The organism is Caldovatus sediminis (genome assembly GCF_014644455.1).
GTDB lineage: Bacteria > Pseudomonadota > Alphaproteobacteria > Acetobacterales > Acetobacteraceae > Caldovatus > Caldovatus sediminis.
Genome location: NZ_BMKS01000004.1, coordinates 136,057 through 161,338 on the forward strand (window position 1 = coordinate 136,057; position 25,282 = coordinate 161,338).

General features: G+C 75.7%; 20 protein-coding genes. 15 read left to right on the forward strand and 5 right to left on the reverse strand.

All coding sequences use genetic code 11. The annotated features are described in order from the left end of the window. Positions 1–70 precede the first annotated feature (70 nt). The 3 genes from IEX99_RS07995 (at position 71) to IEX99_RS08005 (ending at position 4,019) form a co-directional block, all read left to right on the forward strand. A complete protein-coding gene (locus IEX99_RS07995) occupies positions 71–1,345 on the forward strand; it encodes a CaiB/BaiF CoA transferase family protein (protein WP_188899504.1) in 1,275 nt (424 codons plus the stop codon). A 26-nt stretch (positions 1,346–1,371) separates the two neighbouring features. Then, positions 1,372–3,021 (forward strand): thiamine pyrophosphate-binding protein, encoded by a 1,650-nt coding sequence (locus tag IEX99_RS08000; protein ID WP_188899505.1) that lies wholly within the window; start codon positions 1,372–1,374, stop codon positions 3,019–3,021. Positions 3,022–3,170: 149 nt separating this feature from the next. After that, positions 3,171–4,019 carry a universal stress protein gene (locus IEX99_RS08005; RefSeq protein WP_188899506.1) on the forward strand — a complete coding sequence of 283 codons (849 nt, stop codon included), beginning with the start codon at positions 3,171–3,173 and terminating at the stop codon, positions 4,017–4,019. A 21-nt stretch (positions 4,020–4,040) separates the two neighbouring features. Here the strand turns inward: IEX99_RS08005 and IEX99_RS08010 are convergent, their stop codons facing one another. The 3 genes from IEX99_RS08010 to IEX99_RS08020 form a co-directional block, all read right to left on the reverse strand. Then, positions 4,041–4,487: a secondary thiamine-phosphate synthase enzyme YjbQ gene (locus tag IEX99_RS08010; RefSeq protein ID WP_188899763.1), complete on the reverse strand. Its 447-nt coding sequence runs from the start codon at positions 4,485–4,487 to the stop codon at positions 4,041–4,043. Between the two features lie 91 nt (positions 4,488–4,578). Next, positions 4,579–5,769: an MFS transporter gene (locus IEX99_RS08015; RefSeq protein WP_229677874.1), complete on the reverse strand. Its 1,191-nt coding sequence runs from the start codon at positions 5,767–5,769 to the stop codon at positions 4,579–4,581. A 26-nt stretch (positions 5,770–5,795) separates the two neighbouring features. Then, a complete protein-coding gene (locus IEX99_RS08020) occupies positions 5,796–6,851 on the reverse strand; it encodes an Ldh family oxidoreductase (RefSeq protein ID WP_188899507.1) in 1,056 nt (351 codons plus the stop codon). Between the two features lie 129 nt (positions 6,852–6,980). On the opposite strand from IEX99_RS08020, the gene IEX99_RS08025 reads away from it, so the two are divergent. After that, positions 6,981–7,772: an alpha/beta fold hydrolase gene (locus tag IEX99_RS08025; protein ID WP_188899508.1), complete on the forward strand. Its 792-nt coding sequence runs from the start codon at positions 6,981–6,983 to the stop codon at positions 7,770–7,772. Positions 7,773–7,806: 34 nt separating this feature from the next. Here IEX99_RS08025 and IEX99_RS08030 read toward each other — a convergent pair whose 3' ends face one another. Continuing rightward, a complete protein-coding gene (locus IEX99_RS08030) occupies positions 7,807–8,685 on the reverse strand; it encodes an aspartate/glutamate racemase family protein (RefSeq protein WP_188899509.1) in 879 nt (292 codons plus the stop codon). Positions 8,686–10,065: 1,380 nt separating this feature from the next. On the opposite strand from IEX99_RS08030, the gene IEX99_RS08035 reads away from it, so the two are divergent. The 4 genes from IEX99_RS08035 (at position 10,066) to cutA (ending at position 14,705) form a co-directional block, all read left to right on the forward strand. Continuing rightward, positions 10,066–12,174: an SH3 domain-containing protein gene (locus IEX99_RS08035; protein WP_188899510.1), complete on the forward strand. Its 2,109-nt coding sequence runs from the start codon at positions 10,066–10,068 to the stop codon at positions 12,172–12,174. 94 nt (positions 12,175–12,268) lie between these two features. Then, a complete protein-coding gene (locus tag IEX99_RS08040) occupies positions 12,269–13,447 on the forward strand; it encodes an acetyl-CoA acetyltransferase (RefSeq protein WP_188899511.1) in 1,179 nt (392 codons plus the stop codon). A gap of 87 nt (positions 13,448–13,534) precedes the next feature. Further along, entirely contained in the window at positions 13,535–14,269 is a 735-nt protein-coding gene (locus tag IEX99_RS22405) for a hypothetical protein (protein WP_229677875.1), read from the forward strand. A gap of 94 nt (positions 14,270–14,363) precedes the next feature. Then, a complete protein-coding gene (cutA, locus tag IEX99_RS08050; protein ID WP_188899513.1) occupies positions 14,364–14,705 on the forward strand; it encodes a divalent-cation tolerance protein CutA in 342 nt (113 codons plus the stop codon). A gap of 15 nt (positions 14,706–14,720) precedes the next feature. Here the strand turns inward: cutA and IEX99_RS08055 are convergent, their stop codons facing one another. Next, the gene (locus tag IEX99_RS08055; RefSeq protein ID WP_188899514.1) at positions 14,721–15,875 is read right to left on the reverse strand and encodes a bifunctional 2-C-methyl-D-erythritol 4-phosphate cytidylyltransferase/2-C-methyl-D-erythritol 2,4-cyclodiphosphate synthase; all 1,155 of its coding nucleotides are present in this window, start codon (positions 15,873–15,875) and stop codon (positions 14,721–14,723) included. A 104-nt stretch (positions 15,876–15,979) separates the two neighbouring features. Here IEX99_RS08055 and dusB point away from each other — a divergent pair, with 104 nt between their 5' ends. The 7 genes from dusB to IEX99_RS08090 are packed head-to-tail and all read left to right on the forward strand — an operon-like array spanning position 15,980 to position 25,223. Continuing rightward, complete coding sequence (dusB, locus tag IEX99_RS08060; protein WP_229677876.1) at positions 15,980–17,101, forward strand: tRNA dihydrouridine synthase DusB; 1,122 nt, start codon at positions 15,980–15,982, stop codon at positions 17,099–17,101. Beyond that, complete coding sequence (locus tag IEX99_RS08065; RefSeq protein ID WP_188899516.1) at positions 17,098–18,270, forward strand: two-component system sensor histidine kinase NtrB; 1,173 nt, start codon at positions 17,098–17,100, stop codon at positions 18,268–18,270. Before dusB ends, IEX99_RS08065 begins: the two co-directional genes overlap by 4 nt. A gap of 2 nt (positions 18,271–18,272) precedes the next feature. Then, positions 18,273–19,784 carry a nitrogen regulation protein NR(I) gene (gene ntrC, locus IEX99_RS08070; RefSeq protein ID WP_188899765.1) on the forward strand — a complete coding sequence of 504 codons (1,512 nt, stop codon included), beginning with the start codon at positions 18,273–18,275 and terminating at the stop codon, positions 19,782–19,784. A gap of 47 nt (positions 19,785–19,831) precedes the next feature. Next, a complete protein-coding gene (locus IEX99_RS08075; RefSeq protein WP_373285175.1) occupies positions 19,832–22,189 on the forward strand; it encodes a sensor histidine kinase NtrY-like in 2,358 nt (785 codons plus the stop codon). Beyond that, on the forward strand, positions 22,179–23,639 hold the full coding sequence (gene ntrX / locus IEX99_RS08080; RefSeq protein WP_188899517.1) for a nitrogen assimilation response regulator NtrX: 1,461 nt from the start codon (positions 22,179–22,181) through the stop codon (positions 23,637–23,639). Before IEX99_RS08075 ends, ntrX begins: the two co-directional genes overlap by 11 nt. Before the next feature lie 28 nt (positions 23,640–23,667). Continuing rightward, on the forward strand, positions 23,668–24,546 hold the full coding sequence (locus IEX99_RS08085; protein WP_188899518.1) for a D-amino-acid transaminase: 879 nt from the start codon (positions 23,668–23,670) through the stop codon (positions 24,544–24,546). Continuing rightward, positions 24,543–25,223 (forward strand): HAD family hydrolase, encoded by a 681-nt coding sequence (locus IEX99_RS08090; RefSeq protein ID WP_229677877.1) that lies wholly within the window; start codon positions 24,543–24,545, stop codon positions 25,221–25,223. The genes IEX99_RS08085 and IEX99_RS08090 overlap by 4 nt, the downstream gene beginning before the upstream one ends. The last annotated feature ends 59 nt before the right edge of the window (positions 25,224–25,282 follow it).

Consider the following 25,282-nt stretch of genomic DNA (forward strand, 5'->3'; position numbering starts at 1 on the left):
CCGCCTCCGGGGGCGTTCGCCGTCGCCACCCGGCGCGCCGCGCGCCGCGACAAGGACCGGGAGGACCATCGTGCCGAACGACGACAGCCAGGCGGCCGGAGGCATGCAGCAGCGACCCGCACCGGCGCGCGCGCAGGGCGGCGCCCTCGCCGGCATCCGGGTCATTGACCTGACGCAGTTCGAGGCCGGCACCTCCTGCACGCAGGCCCTCGCCTGGCTCGGCGCCGAGGTCATCAAGGTGGAGGAGCCGAACCGCGGCGAGCAGGGCCGCCGCGCCTCCGCCGACCGGCCCGACGCGGACAGCTACTACTTCATGGTGCTGAACGCGAACAAGCGCAGCGTCACCTGCAACCTCAAGAGCGAGAAGGGGTGCGAGCTGCTGCGCCGCCTGATCGGGAAGGGCGACGTCTTCATCGAGAACTTCGCCCCCGGTGCCATCGAGCGCCTCGGCTTCGGCTGGGAGGAGGTGCGCCGGATCAACCCCCGCATCATCTACGCCCAGGTGAAGGGCTTCGCCGAGGACGGCCCCTACGGCAATTACCCGGCCTTCGACATGATCGCGCAGGCCACCGGCGGCGTCATGTCCATCACCGGCGAGCCGGACGGGCGCCCGCTCAAGCCCGGCGTGACGCTGGGCGACACCGGCGCGGGGCTGCACCTCGCCCTCGGCATCCTCGCCGCGATCATCCAGCGCAGCCGCACCGGCGAGGGCCAGCGGGTCACCGTCGCGATGCAGGAGGCGATGGTCAACTACTGCCGCATCGCCTTCGCCGCGCAGCTCATCTCCGGCCGCACGCCCCAACGCTACGGCAACCAGAGCATGATCGGCGCCAATGCGCCGAGCGAGGCCTATCCCTGCGCGCCGGGCGGGCCCAACGACTACTGCTTCATCTATACCTCCCGCGCCGGCGAGCACCAGTGGGAGCGGCTGCTGAAGGTGATCGGGCGCGAGGACCTCAAGGCCGACCCGCGCTTCGCCGACCCGCACGCGCGCTACCGCAACCACGTGGCGCTGGACGCCATCATCGCCGAGTGGACCCGCAAGCACGACAAGCACACGGTGATGCGGCTGATGGGCGACGCCGGCGTGCCGGCCGGCGCGGTGCTCGACTGCGGCGAGCTGGTGAACGACCCGCACCTGCGCCGGCGCGAGGTGTTCGTCGAGGTGGACCATCCGGTGCGCGGTCGGTTCGTCATCCCGGGCTGGCCGGTGAAGATGTCGGCCTCCCACGTGCCGGTCGTGGCGCCGCCGGTGCTGGGGGCGGACACCGAGGCGGTCTACGGCGAACTGCTCGGTTTGAGCGCGGACGAGATCGCGGCGCTGCGCGCCGAGAAGGCCATCTGAACGGACGGACGAAGGACATCCACGCGATGAAGATCAAGGCCCACGACCTGGTCGGCCGCGCGCTCAGGAGGCAGGGCGTGGACACCGCCTTCTTCCTGATGGGCGGGCCGATGCTCGGCGCCATGGCGTCCTGCATCGCCGAGGGCATCCGCATGATCGACGTGCGGCACGAGCAGGCCGCCGCCTTCATGGCCCAGGCCTACGCCCGGCTGCGCGCGCGGCCCGGCGTGTGCATGGCGGCCTCCGGCCCCGGCGCGATCAACCTGACGACCGGCCTCGCCAACGCGCTGGTGGACTGCGCGCCGGTGGTGGCGCTCGGCGGCGCCAGCCCGATCGCCTCGCTCGGCCGCGGGGCGTTCCAGGAGATCGACCAGATCGCGATCATGCGCCCGGTGACGAAATGGGCCGAGCGCGTCTACGATCCGAAGCGCATCCCGGAGCTGATCGACGTCGCCTTCCGCCAGGCGATGGCGGGCAAGCCGGGGCCGGTCTACCTCGACCTGCCGGGCGACGTGCTGCACATGGAGGTGGAGGAGGACGACATCGCCTGGCCCGCGCCCGCCGCGCCGGACGCCGTCGCCCGCCCGGCCGCGCCGCCCGCGGCGATCGCGCGCGCCGTCGCGCTGCTGCAGGAGGCGGAGCGGCCGATCGTCATCACCGGCAGCGGCATCCTCTACAGCCAGGCCTCGCGCGCGCTGCAGGAGTTCGTCGAGGCCGCAGGCGTCCCCTTCTACACCACGCCGCAGGGCCGCGGCGTCGTGCCGGACGACCACGAGTATTCCTACCCCCGCATGCGCTCGACGGCGCTGCGCGAGGCGGATCTGGTCTTCGTCGTCGGCACGCGCCTCAACTACGTCATCGGCCACGGGCGCCCGCCGCGCTTCTCGCCGAACGCGCGCTTCGTGCGCATCGACATAGACCCGGCGGAGGCGAACGCCGGCGGGGCGAACATCGTGCTCGGCATCTGCGCCGACGCCCGCACCGCGCTCGAGCAGCTCACCGAGGCGCTGCGCGGCAGGAACACGCCGGCGCGCTTCGCCGACTGGCGCGGGCGGCTCGCCCGGGGCGACCGCGAGCGCATCGCGGCGAACGAGGAGAAGCTCTCCACCGGCCAGACGCCGATCCACCCGCTCCGCCTCTGCAAGGAGGTGCGGGACTTCATGGACCGCGACGCGATCCTCGTCGTGGACGGGCAGGAGATCCTCAATTTCGGCCGTCAGTCCATCAACACCTTCCTCCCCGGCCACCGGCTGAACTCCGGCCCCTTCGGCACGATGGGCGTCGGCCTGCCCTTCGGCGTCGGCGCCAAGGCCGCGAGGCCGGAGGCGCAGGTGATCGTGCTACACGGCGACGGCTCCTTCGGCCTGAACGCGATGGAGCTCGACACGGCGGTGCGCCACAAGCTGCCGATCCTCGTCGTGATCAGCCTCAACGGCGGCTGGACCGCCGATCCGGCCGGCAACAAGCCGGGCCGCAACCTCGGCTACACGCGCTACGACAGGATGGCCGAGGCGCTCGGCTGCCACGCCGAGTACGTCGAGGACCCGGAGGCGATCCGCCCCGCGCTCGAGCGCGCCAGGCGCGCCGTGGCCGAGGGCAGGGTCGCCCTGGTGAACGTCGTCACCGACGGCAAGGCGCGCGCGCAGACCGCGGACTTCACCGCCTACACCACTTGAGGGCGCCGTCGCGCCCCCCATCCTTGCTTGATCCCGATCAAGGCGCGACCGGACCGCGGGGTGCAGCGTTGCCTCCGCGGGCCGGGGCCCGGGGCGCCGGGCGCGCAGAAGCTGCCTGCCCGGCGCCGGGCAGGCCGGAGGGTGCGGAGATGCAGCTGAAGGACATCCTGGTCCACCTCGACGCCTCGGAGCGCAGCGACGTGCGGCTCCGCCTCGCGGTGGACCTCGCGCGGCGCCACGAGGCGCATCTGACCGGGCTCTACGTGGTGGACCTCGTCCTGCCCGTCGGCTTCGGCGGCAGCTTCGGCGACGGCGGCGCGGGGATCGGCCCGATCCTCGACCGCCTGCGCGAGGAGGCGCTGGCCGGCGCGGCCACCGCCGAGGCGCGGTTCCGCGACACCATGCGGCGCGAGGGGATCAGCGGCGAGTGGCGCGCCGCCGAGGGGATCACGGCCGAGCTCGTGGCGCTCCACGGCCGCTACGCCGATCTCGTGGTGGTCGGGCAGGAGGACCCGGAGGGCGAGCAGCCCGCCGCGGGCGTCATCATCGAGCGGGTGCTGTTCTCCTCCGGCCGGCCGGTCCTGATCGTCCCCTTCGCGGGGCGGTTCGAGACGCTCGGGCGGCGGGTGCTGATCGGCTGGAACGCCAGCCGCGAGTCCACCCGCGCGGTGCACGACGCGCTGCCGCTGCTCGCCCGGGCGGAGGCGGCGACGGTGTTCTCGGTCAATCCGCGGCGCGGCCCGGACGGCCATGGCGAGGTGCCGGGCGCCGACATCGCCCTGCACCTGGCGCGCCACGGGATCAAGGTGGAGGCGGCGCAGACCGTCTCCGGCGAGGTCGGCGAGGGCGACGTGCTGCTCAACCAGGCCGCGGACATGGCGGCGGACCTGCTGGTGATGGGCGCCTACGGCCACTCGCGCATGCGCGAGTTCGTCATGGGCGGGGTCACGCGCACGATCCTGCAGCGGATGACGGTGCCGGTGCTGATGTCGCACTGACGCGGGCCGCGCCGAAGCCCCTCAGCGGCGCCGCTGCGGCTCGGCGGCCTCGCCGATCAGGTGCAGCGCCAGCTCGCGCCGGTGCGGCGCGGTGCGGTGCTCGTAGAGGTAGATCCCCTGCCAGGTGCCGAGCACGGGTCGGCCCCGCTCCACCGGGATGGAGAGCTGCGTCTGGGTGAGCGCGGCGCGGATGTGCGCCGGCATGTCGTCCGGGCCCTCCGTCTCGTGCCGGTAGCGCCCGCCGCCGCCCTCCGGGACCAGGCGCCGGAAGAAGGTCTCGAGGTCGTCGCGCACGTCCGGATCGGCGTTCTCCTGCACGAGCAGCGAGGCCGAGGTGTGGCGGCACCAGACCGTCAGCAACCCGGTGGCGATCCCCTGCGCGGCGACCCAGGCGAGGATCGGCGCGCTCACGGCGACGAGGCCGCGCCCCGGCGTGGCGATCTCGATGCGGTGCGTCCTCTGCTGCATCATCGCGCGCCCTGCCTCCTCCGCCTGCCCGCTGGTCCGCCGGCTGCAGGTCGGCGCCGCGGCGCGGACGGTCAAGTCCGCCGCCGGTCGCTCAGCCGCCCTCCTCCGGCGGCCGCACGCGGGCGAAGGCGCGCAGCAGTGCCAGGTCGTAGGCCAGCTTCAGCGCGCCCGCGACCACCAGCGGCCAGCCGAAGGCGGAGAGGGTGAGCATCCACCCCGCGATCAGGGGCGAGACGGAGGCGGCGAGGCCGCGCGGCACGCTGGTCAGGCTCGCCGCCGCCGGCCGCTCCGCCGGCTCGACGATCGCCATCACGAAGGCCGAGCGCGCCGGCACGTCCATCTGCGAGAGCAGGCTGCGCAGCACGAGCAGACCCACCGCCGACCACGCCTCCGGCGCGAAGGCCGCGGCGATCAGGAACAGGTTGGAGGGCAGGTGGGTGAACACCATCGTGTTGACGAGCCCGATCCGCCGCGCGATCGGCACCGCGGCGAAGAGCGACAGCGCCCCGCAGAGCTGGGTCGTGAAGAACACCGCGCCGGCGGTCGCGACGTCGAGCCCGAAGCGCTCGAACAGCCAGAGCGCGAGCAGCGACTGCACGACGAACCCGCCGCCGAAGGCGTCGAGCGAGAACAGCGCGGCGAGGCCGTACACCCGGCGCCGCGACGGGCCGAGCGGGGCGGGGCGGGCGCCGCCCGCCGGCGCCTCGGCCGCGCGCGACAGGCGGCGGTAGAGCAGCAGGTTCGCCACGCCGAGCGCGCCGTAGAGCAGGAACATCCCCTGCACCACCGCCTCGCGCCCGAACAGCGGCGCGAGCCAGTCCACCGCGCCGGTCGCGAGCGCGCCGACCGCCGCCGCCATCGTGCCGAGGAAGCTGTAGCGCGCGAACATCGCCGTGCGCGCCCCGCCGTTCGCGGTCTCGGCCAGCACCGTGTGCTCGAAGGGGAGGAACGGGCCGGCATCGCCGCCCGCCGGGTTCAGCGTGCCGAACAGCGCGACCAGCAGCAGCGGCCAGAACCCCTCGAGGAGGGCGAAGGCCGTGCCGGTGCAGGCCATGAGCAGGCTCGCCACGAGCAGCCCGCGCCGCCGCGGCATGCGGTGCGCGATCAGCCCGAGGCCGAGCGTCAGCAGCGCCGATCCCAGCAGCGTCGCCGCCGTGATCGCGCCGACCGCGACCGCCTCGAAGCCGAGGGCGGAGAGGTGCACCGGCAGCAGGATCGCCGCGCTGCCGTCGGCGAAGCCCCGCAGCGCCCGGGCGAGCAGGACGCGGCGCGCGTCGTCCACCGCGGCGATGCCGCCGGGCGCGCCTTCTAGCCGGCGAAGCCGAGCCGGGCGGCGAGGCCGTACTCCTCGGCGAGCGCGCGCAGCCTGTCCCAGGTGGCGTCCTCGATCGCGATGCCGTTCGCGGCGCGCTCGCGCTCGCGCCGGTGCTCGATCTCGCCGGGGTAGAGCACGCCCTCGCTGCCCTCCGAGGGCGGCGTGGCCTTGAGGTAGTGCGCGAGCTCCGCCACCTCGGCGCGGAACTGCGCGAGCGGGCGGAAGGCGTCCACCTTGAACACGGCGAGGAAGCAGCCGTCGTTGTGCCGCCCCGTCGGCTCGACGCCGAAGCCGAGGCCGGTGAGCAGGCCGCAGAGGATCTCGACGATCACCGCGAGGCCGTAGCCCTTGTAGCCCTCGCCGGGCCCGCCGAGCGGCAGCAGCGCGCCGCCCGAGAGCCGGGCCGGATCGGTGGTGAGCTGCCCGTCGCTGTCCACCACCCAGCCGCGCGGGATCTCCTGCCCGCGCGCCTCGGCGAGCTTCACCTTGCCGACCGCGACGGCGGAGGTCGCCATGTCGATGAACAGCGGCCCGTCGAGGTCGGAGGGCACGGCGATCGCGATCGGGTTGGTGCCGAGGCGCGCCTCGCGCCCGCCGAAGGGCGCGACGGCCTTGGGCGAGCGGCCGGAATCGGCGGTGATCAGCCCGATCATGCCGGCCTCGGCGGCCATCAGCGGGTAGCTCGCGAGGCGGCCGATGTGGCCCTGGCGGAAGACGGTCGCGGCGGCGACGTCGGCGGTGCGCGCCTTCTCGATCGTGTGCCGCATCGCCCGCTCGGTCACGACGTAGCCGAAGCCCCAGTGGCCGTCCACGACCGTGGTGGTCGCGGATTCGCGCACGATCTCCCACGGCGCGCCGGGGACGATGTGGCCGCGCTTCACGCGCTGGATGTAGTCGGGGATCTGGATGATGCCGTGCGAGTCGTGCCCCGCGAGGTTCGCGCCGATGCAGAACCGCGCGACGGTCGCGGCCTCCTCCTCCGGCACGCCGGCGCCGACGAGGAGGGCGCGGGCGATCTCGCGCAGGCGGTCGGCGGGGACGGTGGGCATGGGCGTTTCCTCCGCGGCGGCGGTGCGGCGAGCGTAGCCCCGCCGCCGCCGCCCCGCCAGCGCCCGCCGGTTGCCGCGCCGCCATCGGGCTCGGTAGGCTTGGGCGCGGCTCGGAGGAGAAGGCGCGCGATGGACTGGATCGAGGTCAACGGCACGGCGCTGCGCTACGACCTCAGCGGCGAGGGATCGTCCGCCCTGGTGCTGGTGCACGAGATGGGCGGGACGCTGAACAGCTGGGACGACGTCGTGCCCCCGCTGGCGCGGCACCGCCGCGTGCTGCGCCTCGACCTGCGCGGCGCGGGCATGAGCGAGAAGGTGCGCGGCCGGCTCGACATCGACGTGCTGACCGCCGACATCGCCGCGCTGCTCGACGCGCTCGGCATCGCCGGGCCGGTGGCGATCGCGGGCAACGCGGTGGGCGGGGCCATCGCCATCCGCTTCGCCGCGCGCCGGCCGGAGCGCACGCGCGCGCTGATCGTCGCGAGCCCGGCCTGCGGCGTGGCGCCGGAGCGCAGGGCCGGCCTGCTCGAATACGCCGACCGGATGGAGCGCGAGGGGCTGCGCGCGGTCGTCGAGACGGCGATGGCCGCGGGCTACCCGGAGGTGCTGCGCACCGACCCCGCGCGCTTCGCCCGCTTCCGCGCGCGCTGGCTCGGCACCGACCCGGCGAGCTTCGCGGCGATCTACCGCATGCTCGTCCACCTCGACATGGAGGCGGACCTCGCCCGCGTCGCCTGCCCGACGCTGGTCATCGCCGGCACGCACGACACGCTGCGCCCGCGCGCGCTGGTCGAGCCGGTGGCGCGCGCGATCCGGGGGGCGCGGCTGATCGAGCTGCCGACCGGGCACTACTCCGCGGCGCAGACGCCGGAGGCGATCGCCGGGGCGTTCGACGGGTTCCTGCGCGAACAGGGCTGCTGACGCGGGGCGGGCGGCGGGGCCGGGGCCGCGCCGCTCAGACGCGCTTCCGCCGCCGGAACCGCTTCGGGGGGTCGTGCGGGAAGGCGAGGCCGCTGACGTCGAGGCGCAGATTGACCAGCGTCTTCGCCATCTCGATCGCGCAGCGGTAGCCCTCGAGCACCGGCACGTCCCAGCCCAGCGCGGCCAGCCGGCGCTGCAGCGGGCCCTGCAGCCAGTAGGCGGCGGAGCAGCCGAGGATCAGCACCTCCGCCCCGTCCTCCTCGATCGCGGCGACCGATTCCGCCACCGCCGCCTCCAGCATCGAGGAGGCCTCGCCGCGCGCCGCCTTCTCCTGCTCCCCGAGCAGGGTGTTCCGCCCCGCCGCCGCCGGCCGCGGCAGCGGGTGGTCGAGGTTGCGGATCGAGGCGCAGCGCTCCGTCATCCCGTAGAGCCGCACCAGGTCCGCCATGCGCATGTTGTGGACCTCGGAGATGTCGATCACCGAGAAGCGCGCGCCGAGCATCCCCGCGATGTGCATCTGCGCGTGCGCGCAGGCCGTCACCGGCACGCCGTGGCGGTGGCCGATCTCGCGCGCCTCCCAGAAGCCGGGGTCGCCGCCGCCGAGCAGCACCACGGCGTCGTAGCGCCCGCTCGCGCAGGCCTCGCGCACGATCGGCAGGCGGTTGACGCCGGTGATCGCGAACTCCTCGCGCAGCTCGACGGGCCAGTCGCCATGCGTCGCCGGCGCGCCGGGATGCAGCTCCCAGTCCACGTCCTCGAGCACGGGCGCGACCTCGGCGTAGTTGTAGAGCTGCTCCTCCTTCGGGCCGGAGCGCGGCCGCGGCCGATAGGCCGCCCGCTCGCTCAGGCTGAAAGCGTTGACCAGCAGGAAGCGGAGCCGCTTCCTGATGCGGGATGCTTCGGATCCTCCCATGCGCCGTCCTCTCCCGGCGGGACGGGCCGGCGCGTCCCGAGCCGCCCTTTCGGGGCCATGATAGCGGGCGCCGGCGCGTCCCGGCGAGCCGTGCGGGGGCGCGTCAGCCCTGTCCGGCGGCGGCCGAGCCTCGGCCGCCCTGGCTCCCCGCGGTGCCGCCGCGCATGTAGCGGCGCTCCGGGCGGTAGCCCGCGCGGCGGACCCAGCCGGCGAGCCGGCATCGCAAGCCGGCCACGGACGCCAGCCCGAGGCGGAGCGGGATGGCAAGCGCGGACATCCAGGCCGGCGGATGGGGGTGCAGACGGACCCGCATCGCCCCTCTCATCGCGTCCAGCGCCTGGCGTCGCGGCCGGCGCCGTTGTGCACCGGCAGCAGGTGGACGGTGGCGCACCGCGTCACCTCGCCGCCGCGGGCGTGGAACTCGGCCACCATGCGCTGCACCTCGGCGTCGTCCGGGGGCGGGCCGGCGGCCAGGCTGCGCCTACGGTCGTTGAACGCGGCGCGGGCGCGCCGCTCCGTCTCGCGCAGGGCTGCGCCTGGCCCGGATGCGGGCCGCCGGTGCGTGCCTCGCCCGGGGGTGCCGCCGGGAGCCGTTTCGGAAGGAGGAGATGAAGAAGCGGCCATGACGGGCCTCATGCTTCTGTCCGTCATCACGTCTTCGTGATGTGGCGCTTCAATATACTGCCTCACATTTCCGTGATCAACCGTGAAATGCAGGGCAGACGGGGGCGCTCCGATCGCGGCGTGCCGCACCTGGCGCCCGATCGGCGTGACCGGCGTGCGGCCGGCCATCCTCCACCCGGGCGCCCACGCGTCCGGATGCCGTCGTCCCCGCCCCGGCCGTGCGCCGCTTTCCGCCCATCGGAGGCGGTGGGCGCGCTGCGCCTGGCGCCCGTCCGGGCAGGGTGTGCCGGAGACCATCGGGTGAGGTCCCTCGTGCCGGCCGCATTCGCGCCTGCGGCGACGGCGCGGCCGCCGCCCTGCCCTTCGGATCTCCGGATCGCGCGCGGTCGCACCCCCTCGGGCCGACACGGCCGGGACGGGATCGCCGCGGCCGCCGGAACCCGTGGCCCCGCGAACGATTATGCGACCTGCCCGCGTGTCCCTGTGCGGGTCGCGCCGCTGTCGTCCCGGCGCCGCGGGGGATCGCCGCGCGGACTCCCGCGCCCTGGGATCGGGGCGCGGCCGAAGGGGCCGTCTTCGTCAGCCATGCCGCTGCACCGAGCACCGTCCGCCTCACCCTTTCCCGAACTCCGGCTGAGTGCCCGCCGCGGCCGGCTCGGCATCCTCGTGCCGGCCGACGCCGCCGGAGCGCCTGCAGGTCCCCCGGAGGGCCCGGTTGCCGACGGCCGCGATCGCCGGTCCGCGCCGGGCGAGCGGATGCGTCCGCTGGCGGCCGCCGCTGCCGCCGACCGCCCCGGCCACGCCGTCGCGGGGGCGGGGGCGACGCTGCTGCAAGGCCCCGCGGCCCGGGACGCCGGCGTCGCGGCGGCCGACCCCCACGGGGACTCCTTCCATCCCGGCCTGCGTGTCCTGGAGCGCGTGCTTCGCGAGGCCGCGCGGGGCCGCGCCCGCCTCGCCGCCGCCTTGCCCGCCGCCCTGGCCCGGCGCGACGCCGCCCACCGCGCCCTGGAGAGCGCCCTCGGCAACCCGTTCCGCCGCCTGCGCGGACGCCGCATCGCCGCGCTCGAGGCGGCCTTCGCCGAGGCCGGCGAGGAGGCGCGGGAACTCGCCGCCCGACTCGCCGCCTGTCGCGTCCCCGTCACCGCGGAGCTCGATCCGCCGGCGCGCGACGCGTTCGCCGCTCTCGCCGTGGCCCACGCCGCGCTCGCGGCCACCGACCGGATCTGGGAGCTTTGCCCGCCGGGCGGCGCGGCCACCGGGGGCGAGGCCGGCATGGAGCCGGGCGGCGTGCGTCGTCCGGTCAGCTTCGGCACCGCCCGCTCCGGACCGGTGGCGAGCGACCCGCAGGGGCTGCGCCTCGTCGATGCTGCCGGCACGGCGCTCGACCTGTTTCCCGGCTTCTGCCTCCTCCACGACGAGGGCGCGGCGCGGCCGCGCGGCGAGGGCGGCCCGCGGATCGCGGTGTTCGACCTGCGCGAGCTGCGCGCCGAGGCCACCGTGCTGCGCCTGCTCGAGCCGGGCGCGGTGCCGCCCGATGCGGCCGAGGCCGTGGTCGGGCACGGCTGGTCGCGGCTGCGCGAGGACGGCGCGCCCGACCTGAGGCACCCCGACAACCGGCGGCTGCCGATCCTGCGCTATGGGACCTTGCGTCTCCGCGGCCCCGAGGGTCTCGACCAGACCTATGTCGTGAGCCGCGCCGAGGCGGCGGCCGGCTTCGTGCAGGCGCTGAGGCGCATGCAGGCCGAGCTGGATGCGCTGGAGGCGCGCAGCGCGGCGGGTGAGGCCGCAGGCGCCGGCGCTGCGGGCGCGGCCGCGCCGGGACGCGGCGAGGGCGCGCCTCCGCCGGCGAGCGGGGTCGCCACCGGGTCACAGGGCTCGGTGCCCGCCGCGGGAGAGGATGCGGTTCCCGATCCCGGCCCGCGGGGCGGTGCGGCCGACGGAGGCGATCCGGCGGCGTCGGATCTGGCCGCGCCGGCCCAGCCGGCCGCCATGGCGGCGAGGCTGCGCGGAACGGCCCCCTCGACCGCACCGCGCGAGCCGGCACCGGCGCCGCCGCGCTCGACCGTCCTTCTGCCACCGCCGCCGCTGCTCGTGCCGCCGGATGCCGCCAGGCTGCATCGGCGCCGGCGGCGCGCGGTGCACGCGCGGCGCCGACGCTTCGCCGTCGCGACGCTGGTCGTGCTGCTGGCGGCCGGCCTGTCCGGCTTCGCCTTGCTTGGCCCCGGCCCCGACCGGCGACCGCCGGCGACCGCCGTGGCGGATCCGCCCTGGCCCGGGGCGGACGGCGCCGCGCGCACCGGCGCGGTTCCGGTCATCGCCACCGGAGACACGGGCGAGGACGGCGCCGGCCGCACGGCATCGTCGGCACGGGCCGCGGCTGCCGCATCGTCCGCCGCCGCGCCGCGGGCCGATGCGCCGGCGGCCGCGGAGGGGCCGGCCCCGGTGCCCGCCCCGACCGGCGACGCGGCCTCCGCCGCGCCTGTCGCCGCGGCGCCGCCGGCCGCTGCCGGGCAAGGTCCCGCGGCGCCGGCGCCGCGCGGCGCGCCGCCTGCCGAGCCGATGCGGTCGGCGAGGCCCGCGTCCGCCCCGCCCGCCGACCCGTCGTCGCGGGCGGCCGCCGCGACGACGGCTGCGCCCCGGCGCGCGCCGGCGCCGGCGTCCGCGCCCGCGGGAAGCCACATCGCCGTCGCGTTTCCTGCGAATCTGCGCGCCGCGCCGGACGCCTCGGCGCCCGTCCTCGGCACCGTCCCCGCCGGGGCGTGGGTGCTGATCCTCGCCCGGCACGGCGCCTGGCTGCAGATCGGCGAGGAAGGGCGGGCCTGGGGCTGGGTCCATGCGAGCCGGGCCGAGGGCGGCGGCGAATAGGCCGCTCCGCCCCGCCCGCGCGCCGGCGCGGTTCCCGCACGACCTCCCCGACCCTACATTGCCGTGCCGAACCACCCGAGCGGAGCGCCGCGCCATGTCCGAGCTCAATGCCTGCATCGTCGGCTGGGCCCACAGCCGCTTCGGGAAGCTCGAGGACGCGCCGGACCTCGAGACGCTGATCGCCGGCGTCGCCCGCGCCGCCGTCGAGGACGCCGGCATCGCGCCTTCGGAGATCGACGCCGGCTTCGTCGGCGTGTTCGGCGAGGGCTTCACGCCGCAGGGCTTCCCCGCCTCGCTCGTGCTGCAGTCGGTTCCCGAGCTGCGCTTCAAGCCCATCACGCGGTTCGAGAACGCCTGCGCCACGGGGAGCGCCGCGATCCACGGCGCGCTCGACTTCCTCGCCGCGCGGCGCGGGCGCTTCGCGCTCGTCGTCGGGGCGGAGAAGATGACGGCGGTGCCCGGGCCGAAGGTCGGCGACATCCTGCTCACCGCGAGCTACCGCAGGACGGAGCAGGACATCGAGGGCGGCTTCGCCGGCGTCTTCGCCCGCATCGCCGAGGCCTATTTCCAGCGCCACGGCGACCAGTCCGACGCCCTCGCGGCGATCGCGGCGAAGAACCACCGCAACGGCGTCGACAACCCCTGGGCGCAGATGCGCAAGGACCTGGGCTACGCGTTCTGCCGCCAGGAGAGCGAGAAGAACCCCTACGTCGTGCGCCCGCTGAAGCGCACCGACTGCTCGCTCGTCTCCGACGGCGCCGCGGCGCTGGTGCTGACCGACGAGGAGACGGCGCGCGCCATGAACAAGGCGGTGCGCTTCCGCGCCGCCGTGCAGGTCAACGACTTCCTCCCCATCGCCGCGCGCGACATCATCCGCTTCGAGGGCGCGCGCGAGGCCTGGAGGCGCGCCTACGACCAGGCGGGCGTGACGCTCGCCGACCTCTCCTTCGCCGAGACGCACGACTGCTTCACCATCGCCGAGCTGATCGAGTACGAGGCGATGGGGCTGACGCCCGAGGGCCAGGGCGCGCGCGCCGCGCTCGAGGGCTGGACCGCGGCCGACGGGCGCCTGCCGGTGAACCGCTCGGGCGGGCTCAAGAGCAAGGGGCATCCGATCGGCGCCACCGGGGTCTCGATGCACGCGCTCGCGGCGATGCAGCTCACCGGCACCGCCGGGGCGATGCAGCTGCCGAAGGCCGATCTCGGCGGCGTGTTCAACATGGGCGGCGCGGCGGTGGCAAATTACGTCTCGATCCTCGAGCGGCTGCGCTGAGGCCGCCGCGGGAGGGTCGGGAGCGGACGTCCGGCGTGCCGCGACGGCCTCGTCCCGGCGCGGGAGGGGCGGTCGGATGGCGGCCGATTGGCGGAACCCGGCACGCGGGCGTACCGTTGTGCCAGCGTGCGCGCTTGCACGGGCCGATTTGCCATGCGCGTCCAGGCTGCGATCCTGTTGCTGCCGCTGCTGGCCGGCCTCGGGCCGGGCGGCTGCGCGTCGCTGGCGGAGGCGCCGGGGGCTTCCATCGGTCGGCCTCAGCCCGCGGCGCCGGATGCCAGGGGGGCGCGGGCGGCGTCCGGGGGGCCGGCGCGACCGGCCGGCGCCGCGCCGCCCGCCGCCAGCGCCGCCGAGCGGGGCGAGGCGGGAGCGGGCACTCCGGCCGACACCGGCTTGGTTGCGGCCGATGCGGCATCGGCCGCGAGCGGCTCGTCCGGCGTGGACGGCGACGATGGCGGCGTCTGGCGGGTCCGGGCCGACGGCACGGTCGGCTGCGCCCTTCCCGGCCCGCTGCGCGTGGCGGTCGGCGAGGCGGCGCGGCCGGCGAGCCTGAGCCCGACCCAGCACCGCAGCGCGATCGTCGCGGCCTTCGACGAAGGCCGGTGCCTGACCGCGTTCCGGGCGAGCGAGTGGGCGCTGGTGCGCATCGAGGACGACCGTGCGCTGCTGCGCCTGACCCATCCGCTGCCCGGGCCCGACGAGCCGCCGATCGAGCTCTGGTTCCTCCGCCGCCACCTGGTCCAACCGGAGCGTGCCGGCCGGCCTGGCGATGCAGCCGGCGGCCCGTCGCGCCTCGCCGACAACGACGCCGCGCGCCGCTGACCGCAGGGCGGCATGGGCCCATGGCCGCGCGTTGCCGGCGGACCGGGTCGGGCCCATCTCCTCCGCGCCCCCCGGCGAAGGGATGGCGAGAGGCATGACGACGGTCGAGGATCCGGTGCTCTGGGTCTACGTCACCGCGGCGGACGCCGAGGAGGCCCGCCGCATCGGGCGCGCGCTGGTCGAGGAGCGGCTGGCGGCCTGCGTGAACCTGCTGCCCGGACACACGGCGATCTACCGCTGGGAAGGCAGGATCGAGGAGGCCGCCGAGGCGGCGTTCGTCGCCAAGACCACCGCCGCGCGGTTCGAGGCGCTGCGCGCGCGCATCCGCGCCCTGCACAGCTACACCCTGCCCTGCCTCCTCGCCCTGCCGGCCGCCCGCGGCGACGCCGAATTCCTCGCCTGGGTGCGGGCGGAGACGGCGAGGGCGGAGGGCTGATCGCGCCGTCCCGGCTCAGGCCGGCAGCAGCACCGTCGCCACGGCCTGCGCCGCGATGCCCTCGCCGCGGCCGGGGAAGCCCAGCCCCTCGGTGGTGGTGGCCTTGACCGAGATGCGCTCCGCCGGCGCCTCGAGCAGCGCCGCGAGCCGCGCGCGCATCGCCTCCGCGTGCGGCGCGATCCTCGGCCGCTCGCAGATCAGCGTCACGTCGGCGTTCGCCAGCACCCCGCCGCGGGCGGCGATGCGCGCGGCGGCGTGGCGCAGGAAGGCGGCGCTGTCGGCGTCCTTCCAGCGCGATTCCGAGGGCGGGAAGTGGCGGCCGATGTCGCCCTCGGCGAGCGCGCCGTAGATCGCGTCGCACAGCGCGTGGATGCCGACATCGGCATCGGAATGCCCGGCCAGGCCGAGCGGGAAGGGGAGGGTGACGCCGCACAGCACCAGCGGCCGGCCCTCGGCCAGGCGGTGCACGTCGAAGCCGGTGCCGGTGCGGGGGATCAGGCGGGCGAGCAGCAGGGATTCCACGCGGGCGAGGTCCTCGGGGAAGGTGATCTTCACGTTCGTCTCGGCGCCCGGGACCAGCGCCACCGTCTCGCCCGCCGCCTCGAGCAGCGCGGCGTCGTCCGTCGCCTCGGCGCGCGCGGCGCGGTGGGCGGCGAGCAGGGCGGCGAAGCGGAAGCCCTGCGGCGTCTGGGCGCGGTAGAGGCCCTCGCGCGGCACCGTCTGCACGACGCGGCCCGCTTCGCCGCGCTTGAGCGTGTCGGCCACCGGCTGGGCCGGGATGGCGCCGGGCGCCTGCTCCAGGGCTTCGAGGAGCCGGGCGACGGTGCCGGGCGGGATGATCGGGCGCGCCGCATCGTGCACCAGCACGAGGCGCGGCGGCGTGCCGGCGGCGGCCAGGGCCTCGAGCCCGGCGCGAACGCTCGCCTGCCGCGCCGCGCCGCCGACGACGGGCGGCCGCACGGCCGGCAGGCCGTCGAGCGCGGCGGCGACGCGCGGTGCCTCCTCCGGCGCGCAGACCGGCAGGAGCGCGCCGATCCGGCCCTCGGCGAGGAGCGACTCCGCCGCCCAGCGGATCACGGGCCGGCCGAGGAGGGGCAGGAACTGCTTGGGCGTCCCGCCGCCGAACCGGCTCCCCCGGCCCGCGGCCATCAGCAGCGCGGCGATCTTCATGGCGCGCCTTTAGCCGCTGCCGCGCGGCGGCGCGAGCGGCGGCCGTGACAGATTCGTCTCCGAGCCGCGTTGCGGCCCAGGCCGCCGCCGCCTATTTTGCCCAAATGATGAGCACTCCATCCCGGCCGGACGAGACGGTGCCTACCCTGCGGCCGATTGACCTCGGTCAGGGCGTCCGGATTGCCACACCGGTCATCCTCGCGCCCATGTCCGGCGTCACCGACCTGCCCTTCCGCCGGCTCGTCCGCGCGCTGGGGGCGGGGCTGGTCGTCTCGGAGATGATCGCCTCCCAGGCGATGGTCCGCGAGAACCGGCAGACGCTGAAGATGGCCGAGGTGGAGCCCGCCGAGGGTCCCGACCGCCCCTCCTCCGTCCAGCTCGCCGGTTGCGAGCCGGCGGTGATGGCGGAGGCGGCGCGGATGGTCGCCGACCGCGGCGCGGCGATCGTGGACATCAATTTCGGCTGCCCGGTGAAGAAGATCGCCATCGGCCAGCAGGCCGGCAGCGCGCTGATGCGCGACGAGGTCCATGCCGCGCGCATCCTGGAGGCGACGGTCAGGGCCGTGCCGGACCGGCCGGTGACGCTCAAGATGCGCATGGGCTGGGACCATGCCTCGCTGAACGCGCCGCGCCTCGCCCGCATCGCCGAGCAGTGCGGCATCCGCATGGTCACGGTGCACGGCCGCACGCGCCAGCAGTTCTACTCCGGCAAGGCCGACTGGGACTTCATCCGCCGGGTGAAGGAGGCGGTCTCGATCCCGGTGATCGCCAACGGCGACATCGTCACGCTGGAGGACGCGGCGGAGGCGCTGCTCCGCTCGGGCGCCGACGGCCTGATGATCGGCCGGGGCTGCTACGGCCGCCCCTGGTTCCCGCGCCAGGTCGCCGAGTACCTCCGCGCCGGCGTCGCGCCGGAGGAGCCGCCGCTCGCCGAGCAGCTCGCCGTCCTGCTCGGGCATTTCCGCGCCATGCTCGCGCATCACGGCGCGCAGGCCGGGGTGCGGATCGCGCGCAAGCACGTCGCCTGGTACTCCAGGGGTCTCCCGGGCTCGGCGGAGTTCCGCGTCGCGATCAACCAGGCGGAGACGCCGGAGGCCGCGGAGCGGCTGAGCCTCGGCTTCTACATGCCGCTGATCGAGCGCGGCGTGGCCGCGGTGCGCGCCGGCTTCGCCGCCCGCGGCGCGGCGGCGACGGACGGGGCCGATGCGGAGCGCCTGGCGGCATGAACGAGGGCAGCGCCGCCATCCGCGCGTCCCGCGCGCGCCCCGCCCCGGCCGCGCCGCGCGCCGCGCCCGCCGCGCTGGGCGTGCCGCCGGACGCCGCCGCGATCCTCTCGGCGCTTCCCGTCGCCGCCGTGGTGCTCGACGCCGAGGACCGGTTCCGCGCCGCCAACCCCGCGGCGGAGCAGTTCTTCGACCTCTCCGCCGCCTCGCTCGCCGCCACCCCGCTGTCCGAGCTGCTGCCGGCCGACAACCGGCTCTTCGCGCTGCTCGCGCAGGTGCGCCGCCTCGAGGCGCCGGTCTCCGACCACGACCTGACGCTGGAGAGCCCGCGCCTGCGCCGGCGCGGCGTCACCGCGCACGGCGCGCCGCTGCCGGAGCTGCCGGGCGGCGTGGTGCTGACCCTGCAGGACGGCTCGACCGCGCAGATGCTCGACCGCCAGCTCAACTTCCGCGGCGCCGCGCGGGGGGCGAGCGCGATGGCGGCGATGCTGGCGCACGAGCTGAAGAACCCGCTCTCCGGCATCCGCGGGGCGGCGCAGCTCATCGAGCAGTCCGCCTCCGAGGCCGACCGCGAGCTGTGCCAGCTCATCCAGGACGAGGCCGACCGCATCCGCACCCTCGTGGACCGGATGGAGATGTTCTCCGACCGGCCGGTGGAGAAGGCGGCGGTCAACATCCACCAGGTGCTCGACCACGTCCGGCGGGTGGCGCAGAGCGGCTTCGCGTCCCATCTGCGCATCGTGCAGGACTACGACCCCTCCCTGCCGCCCGTCTGGGGCAACCGCGACCAGCTCGTGCAGATCCTGCTCAACCTGGTCAAGAACGCGGCCGAGGCGGTGGATCCGCGCGCCGGCGAGATCGTGCTCGCCACCGCCTACCATCACGGGGTGCGGATCGCCGTGCCGGGCTCGCGCGAGCGCGTGCACCTGCCGCTGCAGGTGGCGGTGCGCGACAACGGGCCGGGCATCGAGGAGCGGGTGCGCGCGACCCTGTTCGAGCCCTTCGTGACGACGAAGCGCGGCGGCCAGGGCCTCGGCCTCGCCCTGGTCGCCAAGCTGGTCGCCGACCAGGGCGGGCTGATCGAGTGCGACAGCCGGCCCGGCCGCACCGTGTTCCGGCTCTTCCTGCCCGCGGCGCCGCCGGGCGCCGCCGCGACCGGAGGCGCGCAGTGACCATGGCCGAGGCGGCGCCGCGCACCATCCTGATCGCCGACGACGACCGCGCGATCCGCACCGTGCTGAGCCAGGCGCTCGGCCGCAGCGGCTACAACGTGCGCGCCACCTCCTCGGCCGGGACGCTGTGGCGCTGGGTGGAGGACGGCGAGGGCGACCTCGTCATCACCGACGTGGTGATGCCGGACGAGAACGGCCTCGACCTCGTGCCGCGCATCAGGCGCGTGCGGCCCGACCTGCGCGTGGTGGTGATGAGCGCGCAGTCCACCTTCCTGACCGCGGTCAAGGCCGCCCAGCGCGGCGCCTTCGAGTACCTGCCGAAGCCCTTCGACCTGAAGGAGCTGCTCGCCGTCGTCGAGCGGGCGCTCGCCGCCCCCGCCGCCCCCGCCGCCGCCGAGGCCCCGGCCGAGGCCGAGGACGCCGCCGGCCAGCGCCTGCCGCTGATCGGCCGCAGCCCGGCGATGCAGGAGATCTACCGCACCGTCGCGCGCCTGACGACGACCGACCTCACGGTGATGATCACCGGCGAGAGCGGCACCGGCAAGGAGCTGGTCGCGCGCGCGCTGCACGAGCACGGGCGCCGCCGCGGCGGGCCCTTCGTCGCCATCAACATGGCGGCGATCCCGCGCGAGCTGATCGAGAGCGAGCTGTTCGGCCACGAGCGCGGCGCCTTCACCGGCGCGCTGACGCGCGGCGTCGGGCGCTTCGAGCAGGCCGCCGGCGGCACGCTGTTCCTCGACGAGATCGGCGACATGCCGCCGGAGGCGCAGACCCGCCTGCTGCGCGTGCTGCAGGAGGGCGAGTTCACCACCGTCGGCGGGCGGGCGCCGATCAAGGCGAACGTCCGCATCGTCGCCGCCACCCACCGCGACCTGCGCCAGCTCATCCGCCAGGGGCTGTTCCGCGAGGACCTGTTCTACCGCCTGAACGTGGTGCCGATCCGCCTGCCGCCCCTGCGCGAGCGGCGCGAGGACATCCCCCTGCTCGCCCGCCACTTCCTCGAGCGGGCGCGGGCGGCGGGGCTGCCGGCCAAGCAGCTCGACGCGGAGGCGGTGGAGCGGCTGAAGCGGCACTCCTGGCCGGGCAACGCGCGCGAGCTCGAGAACCTGATGCGCCGCCTCGCCGCGCTCTACCCGCAGGAGGTGATCGGCGCCGAGGTGGTCGCCTCCGAGCTGGAGGAGGCGGAGGCCGGCGCCGCCGCCGCGGCGCAGGGCGGCGGCGGCGCCGGCGGCCCCGCTTCCGGCGGGCCGACGACGCTGGAGCAGGCGGTCGAGCGCCACCTCGCCGCCTTCGTCGCGGCGCATCGCGACGGCATGCCGATCCGCGACCTCTACGACCGGGTGCTGGCGGAGGTGGAGCGGCCGCTGCTGCGCCTCGCGCTCGCCGCCACCCGCGGCAACCAGATCAAGGCCGCGGCGATGCTCGGCCTGAACCGCAACACGCTGCGCAAGAAGCTGCGCGACCTCGACCTGCCGGTCGTGCGCGGCAGCGGCGTCGGCGGCGCCCCTCCGTGACCGCGCCGCTGCGCCGTGCGCGCCAGGCGGGGAGCGGCGCCGCCGGCATTGCGGACCAGGGCGCCTCCGGGCCCGGAGGCGAGTCCGCGCCGCTGCTGCGCCGGCTCGGCGACCTGCTGCTCGGCCGGGCGGTGACGCTCGGCCTTGCCATCGGCGCGCTGCTGATGGGCGTCGCGACCTTCGTGGTGCTCTCGGGCGGCAGTCCGCTCGGCCCGACCAGTCCGGGGCAGGTGGTCGGCCTGGTGCTGGTCAACGCCGCCTTCGTGCTGCTGCTCGTCGCCTCGCTCGCGGCGCGGCTGGTGCGGATGTGGCTGGAGCGGCGCCGCGGCTCGGCCGGATCGCGCCTGCACGTGCGTCTGGTGCTGCTGTTCGGCGTGGTGGCGGTGGTGCCGGCGCTGCTGGTCGCGGGCTGGGCCGCCGTGTTCTTCAACCTCGGCATCCAGGCGTGGTTCAGCGACCGCGTCCAGACCGCGCTCGAGGCGAGCCTGCAGGCCAGCCGCGCCTACCTCGAGGAGCACCGCAACGCGATCCGCGCCGACGCGCTGGCGATGGCGAACGAGCTCAATCGCATCGTCGTGCTGCGCCCGGGGCCGATCCCCTTCGCCGACACGCTGGCCTTCCAGACCAGCCTGCTCGGCCTGACCTCGGCCACCGTGTTCGAGCCGGGCTCGCGCGTCCTCGCCGCCCATGCCGGCGAGGGCGCTGCGCCCGACCTGTCGCTGCTGCCCGCCGACGCCGTGGAGGCGGCGCAGGCGGGCGAGGTGGTGGTGCTGCCGGGCGGGTCGGAGAGCCGGGTGAGCGCCCTGGTCAGTCTCAACGTCGGCCCGGGCCTGCTGCTGCTGGTGGACCGCCCGCTCGACCCCGGCGTGCTCGACCACATGCGGACCACCGCGCTCGCCTACCAGGAATACGCGGAGCTCGACCGCAACCGGGGGGGGCTGCAGATCACCTTCGCGGTGATCTTCGCTATCGCCGCCCTGCTCGTGCTGCTCGCCGCCGTGCTGATCGGGCTGGTGCTGGCCAACCAGCTCGCCCGGCCGATCTCCCGCCTGATCCACGCCGCGGAGCGGGTGCGCGCCGGCGACCTCGCGACCCGGGTCGAGGAGGGGCGCGCCGACGACGAGATCGCCTCCCTCTCCCGCGCCTTCAACCGCATGACCAGCCAGCTCGCCGCGCAGCGGGCCGAGCTGATGGAGGCCTACCGCCAGATCGACGAGCGCCGGCGCTTCACCGAGACGGTGCTGGCCGGCGTCTCGGCCGGCGTGGTCGGGCTCGACCCGGACGGGCGGGTCAACCTGCCCAACCGCAGCGCCTCGGCCCTGCTCGGGGTGGACATGGACGCCGCGATCGGCCTGCCGCTGGCCGGGGTGGTACCGGAGTTCGCGGCCCTGCTCGAGCAGGCGCGCGCCGCCCCTGCGCGCTCGCACACGGCGGAGATCCGCATCGGGCCCCCGGCGCACCGGCGCACCCTGCTTGCGCGGATCGGCGGCATGACGCAGGGCGAGGCGGTCGCGGGCTACGTGCTGACCTTCGACGACATCAGCGAGCTGCTCGCCGCCCAGCGCAAGGCGGCCTGGGCGGACGTGGCGCGGCGCATCGCGCACGAGATCAAGAACCCGCTGACGCCGATCCAGCTCTCCGCCGAGCGGCTGAAGCGGCGCTACCTCAAGGAGATCCGGTCGGATCCGGAGACCTTCAGGGCGTGCACGGACACGATCGTCCGCCAGGTCGGCGACATCGGGCGCATGGTGGACGAGTTCTCCGCCTTCGCCCGCATGCCGCAGCCGGTGATCCGGCCCGAGGAGCTGGCCCAGGTGGTGCGCGAGGCGCTGGTCCTGCAGCGCGACGCCCATCCCGAGATCGCCTACGAGGTGCGACTGCCCGACCAGGCGCCGGCCGTCCCCTGCGACCGGCGGCTGCTCGGCCAGGCCCTGACGAACCTGCTGCAGAACGCGGCCGACGCCATCGCCATGCGCCGGGAGCGCGAATCGGCCCGGCCGGACCGCGCCGGGTCCGATCACGTCAGCGACAGCACGGCCGCGGAGCCCGGGCCCGCCGGCCGGATCACGGTCATCCTCGAAGCCTGCGGCGACGCGGCCCGCCTGGCCGTGGAGGACGACGGGATCGGCCTGCCGCAGGGCGAGGAGCGCGACCGCCTGGCCGAGCCCTACGTCACCCACAAGCCCAAGGGGACCGGACTCGGCCTTGCCATCGTGAAGAAGATCATGGAGGACCATGGGGGCGGGCTCGTGCTGGAGGACCGGCAGGACGGGCCCGGCGCCCGGGCGGTGCTGACCCTGCCGCTGCGGCCCGGCACGGCCGGGGCGGGGGAACGCGGCGGGGCGGGGTCCGTGGCGGAGTCGCGGATCGAGGGGGAGGGGATGAGGCTCGCGCATGGCGCATGAGATCCTGATCGTGGACGACGAGCCCGACATCCGCGCCCTCATCGAGGGCATCCTGACGGATGAGGGCTACGAGTGCCGCCAGGCGCACAACAGCGATTCGGCGCTGGCGGCGTTCCGGCAGCGGCGGCCCTCGCTCGCCATCCTCGACGTCTGGCTGCAGAACTCGCGCCTGGACGGGCTCGGGCTGCTCTCCGTCATGCAGCGGGAGGAGCCGCAGGTCCCCTGCGTCATGATCTCCGGCCACGGCACGATCGAGATGGCCGTGCAGGCGATCCAGCAGGGCGCCTACGACTTCATCGAGAAGCCGTTCAAGTCGGACCGCCTGCTGCTGGTCATCGCCCGCGCGCTGGAGGCGGCGCGCCTGCGGCGCGAGAACTCCGAGCTGCGCCTGCGCGCCGGGCCGGAGACCGAGCTGGTCGGCGTGTCCTCCAGCATGGTCCAGCTGCGCGGCGCCATCGAGAAGGTGGCGCCGACCGGGAGCCGCGTGCTGATCACCGGCCCGGCCGGATCGGGCAAGGAGGTGGCGGCGCGCATGATCCACGCCCGCTCGCGCCGCGCCGACGGGCCGTTCGTCGCCCTCAACTGCGCCACCCTCAACCCGGCGCGCTTCGAGGAGGAGCTGTTCGGCGTCGAGGCCGGGTCCGACCCGATCGCGCAGCCGCGCCGCGCCGGGGTGCTGGAACGCGCGCATGGCGGCACCCTGCTGCTCGACGAGGTGGCCGACATGCCGCTCGAGACGCAGGGCAAGATCGTCCGCGCCCTGCAGGAGCAGGGCTTCGAGCGGGTCGGCGGCGCGACGCGCGTCAAGGTGGACGTGCGCGTGCTGGCGACCACCAACCGCGACCTCCAGGCCGAGATCGGCGCCGGGCGGTTCCGCGAGGACCTCTACTACCGGCTCGCCGTCGTGCCGCTGAAGGTGCCGCCGCTGCGCGAGCGGCGCGACGACGTGCCGGTGCTGGCGCGCCACTTCATGGCCCGCTCCGGCGAGACCTCGGGCCTGCCGCCGCGCGTGCTGGCCGAGGACGCGCTCGCCGCGATGCAGGCCTACGACTGGCCGGGCAACGTCCGCGAGCTGCGCAACCTGATCGACTGGCTGCTGATCATGGCGCCCGGCGAGGCCAGGGACCCGATCCGGGCCGACATGCTGCCGCCGCAGGTCGGCGCCGCGGCGCCGGCGATGCTCAAGCTCGACCGGTCGAGCGAGATCATGACGCTGCCGCTGCGCGAGGCGCGCGAGCTGTTCGAGCGGCAGTACCTGGAGGCGCAGCTCCTGCGCTTCGGCGGCAACATCAGCCGCACCGCGAACTTCGTCGGCATGGAGCGCAGCGCCCTGCACCGCAAGCTGAAGTTCCTCGGCGTGCAGGCGGAGGACCGGCTGGGATCGTCCTCCGGGGCCGCCGCGCCGGCGGCCGCCGCGGCGGCGTCGGGCGCGGCGACGCCGGGCGCCTGAGCGCCCGACGCAGGGCGAGGAAGGGGGCATGTCGCGCATCGCCTACGTCAACGGCCGCTACCTGCCGCAGCGCTTCGCCGCGGTGAACATCGAGGACCGCGGCTACCAGTTCGGCGACGGCATCTACGAGGTGGTGCACGTCCACGACGGCCGCCTGATAGACGAGGACCGCCACCTCGACCGGCTGGAGCGGTCCCTGCGCGAGATCAGGCTGCCGATGCCGATGCCGCGCGCCGCGCTGCGCCTCGTGCTGCGCGAGGTGGCGCGGCGCAACCGCGTGGCCGAGGGCCTGCTCTACATGCAGGTGACGCGCGGCGTCGCCCGGCGCGACCACGCCTTCCCGTCGAAGCCCGTGCCGCCGGCGCTGGTGGTGACCATCAGGCGCATCCCGCCCTACCCGACCGAGGTGGACTCCTGGGCGGCGGCGGCGATCCTGATGCCCGACCTGCGCTGGGCGCGGCGCGACATCAAGAGCGTCAACCTGCTGCCGAACGTCCTCGCCCGCCAGGCGGCGAAGGAGCGGGGCGCCCTGGAAGCCGTGCTCTACGACGAGGCCACGGGCATCGTCACCGAGGGCGCGGCGACGAATTTCTGGATCGTGGACGAGCACGGCGTGCTGCGCACGCGCCATCTTGACCACGCGATCCTGCCCGGCTGCACCCGGGGCGCGCTGCTGGCCGAGCTGCGCGAGGCCGGCATCCCCTGCGAGGAGCGCGCCTTCACCGTCGAGGAGGCGCGCCGGGCGCGCGAGGCGTTCATCACCTCCGCCACCTCCTTCGTGAAGCCGATCACGCGGCTCGACGGCCGGCCGGTCGGCGACGGCGCGGTCGGGCCGGTGGCGCGCCGGCTGTTCGACCTGTTCGCGCGCCACGTGAAGGGCCCGCCGCGCAACGCGGCCGCGGCGTGAGGGCGACGGTGACGCCGGACGCGCTGCCCCGTCCCGAGGCCATCCTCTGGGACTGGGACAACACGCTGGTGGACGGCTGGGCGGCGATCGCCGCCGGGCTCAACGCCGCCTTCCGCGCCTTCGGCCTGCCCGAGTGGAGCCTCGTCGAGGTGAGGGCGCGCGTGCGCCGCTCGCTGCGCGAGAGCTTCCCGGAGATCTTCGGCCCCGACTGGGAGGCCGCGCGCGAGATCTTCTATGCCGAGGTGCGCGCCCGCCACCTCGCCGTGCTCGCGCCGATGCCGGGCGCCGAGGCGGCGCTCCGCGCCGCCGCCGCGCTCGCGCCGCAGGGGGTGGTGAGCAACAAGCAGGGCGCCCTGCTGCGGGCCGAGGCGGCGCATCTCGGCTGGGCAAGCCGGTTCCGCGCCCTCGTCGGCGCCGGCGACGCCGCCGCCGACAAGCCCGATCCGGCGCCGCTGCGTCTGGCGCTCGCGGCCTGTGGCGTCGCCGCCGGCCCCGCCGTCTGGTACGTCGGCGACACGGCGCTCGACATGCAGGCGGCGCGCGCCGCAGGCTGCGTCGCGGTGCTGCTCGGTGCGGCCGAGCACGACGGCGGCCTCGGCAACGCGGCGCCCGATGCGGCGTTCGCGGACGGGCATGCGCTGGCCGCGCACCTCCTGCGTCTTGCCAAGCGCGGCTGACATCGCCATTGGTGGAGGGACCGGGGAGTGGCAGGGCAGGGGACGCCCGTCCGGCAGAC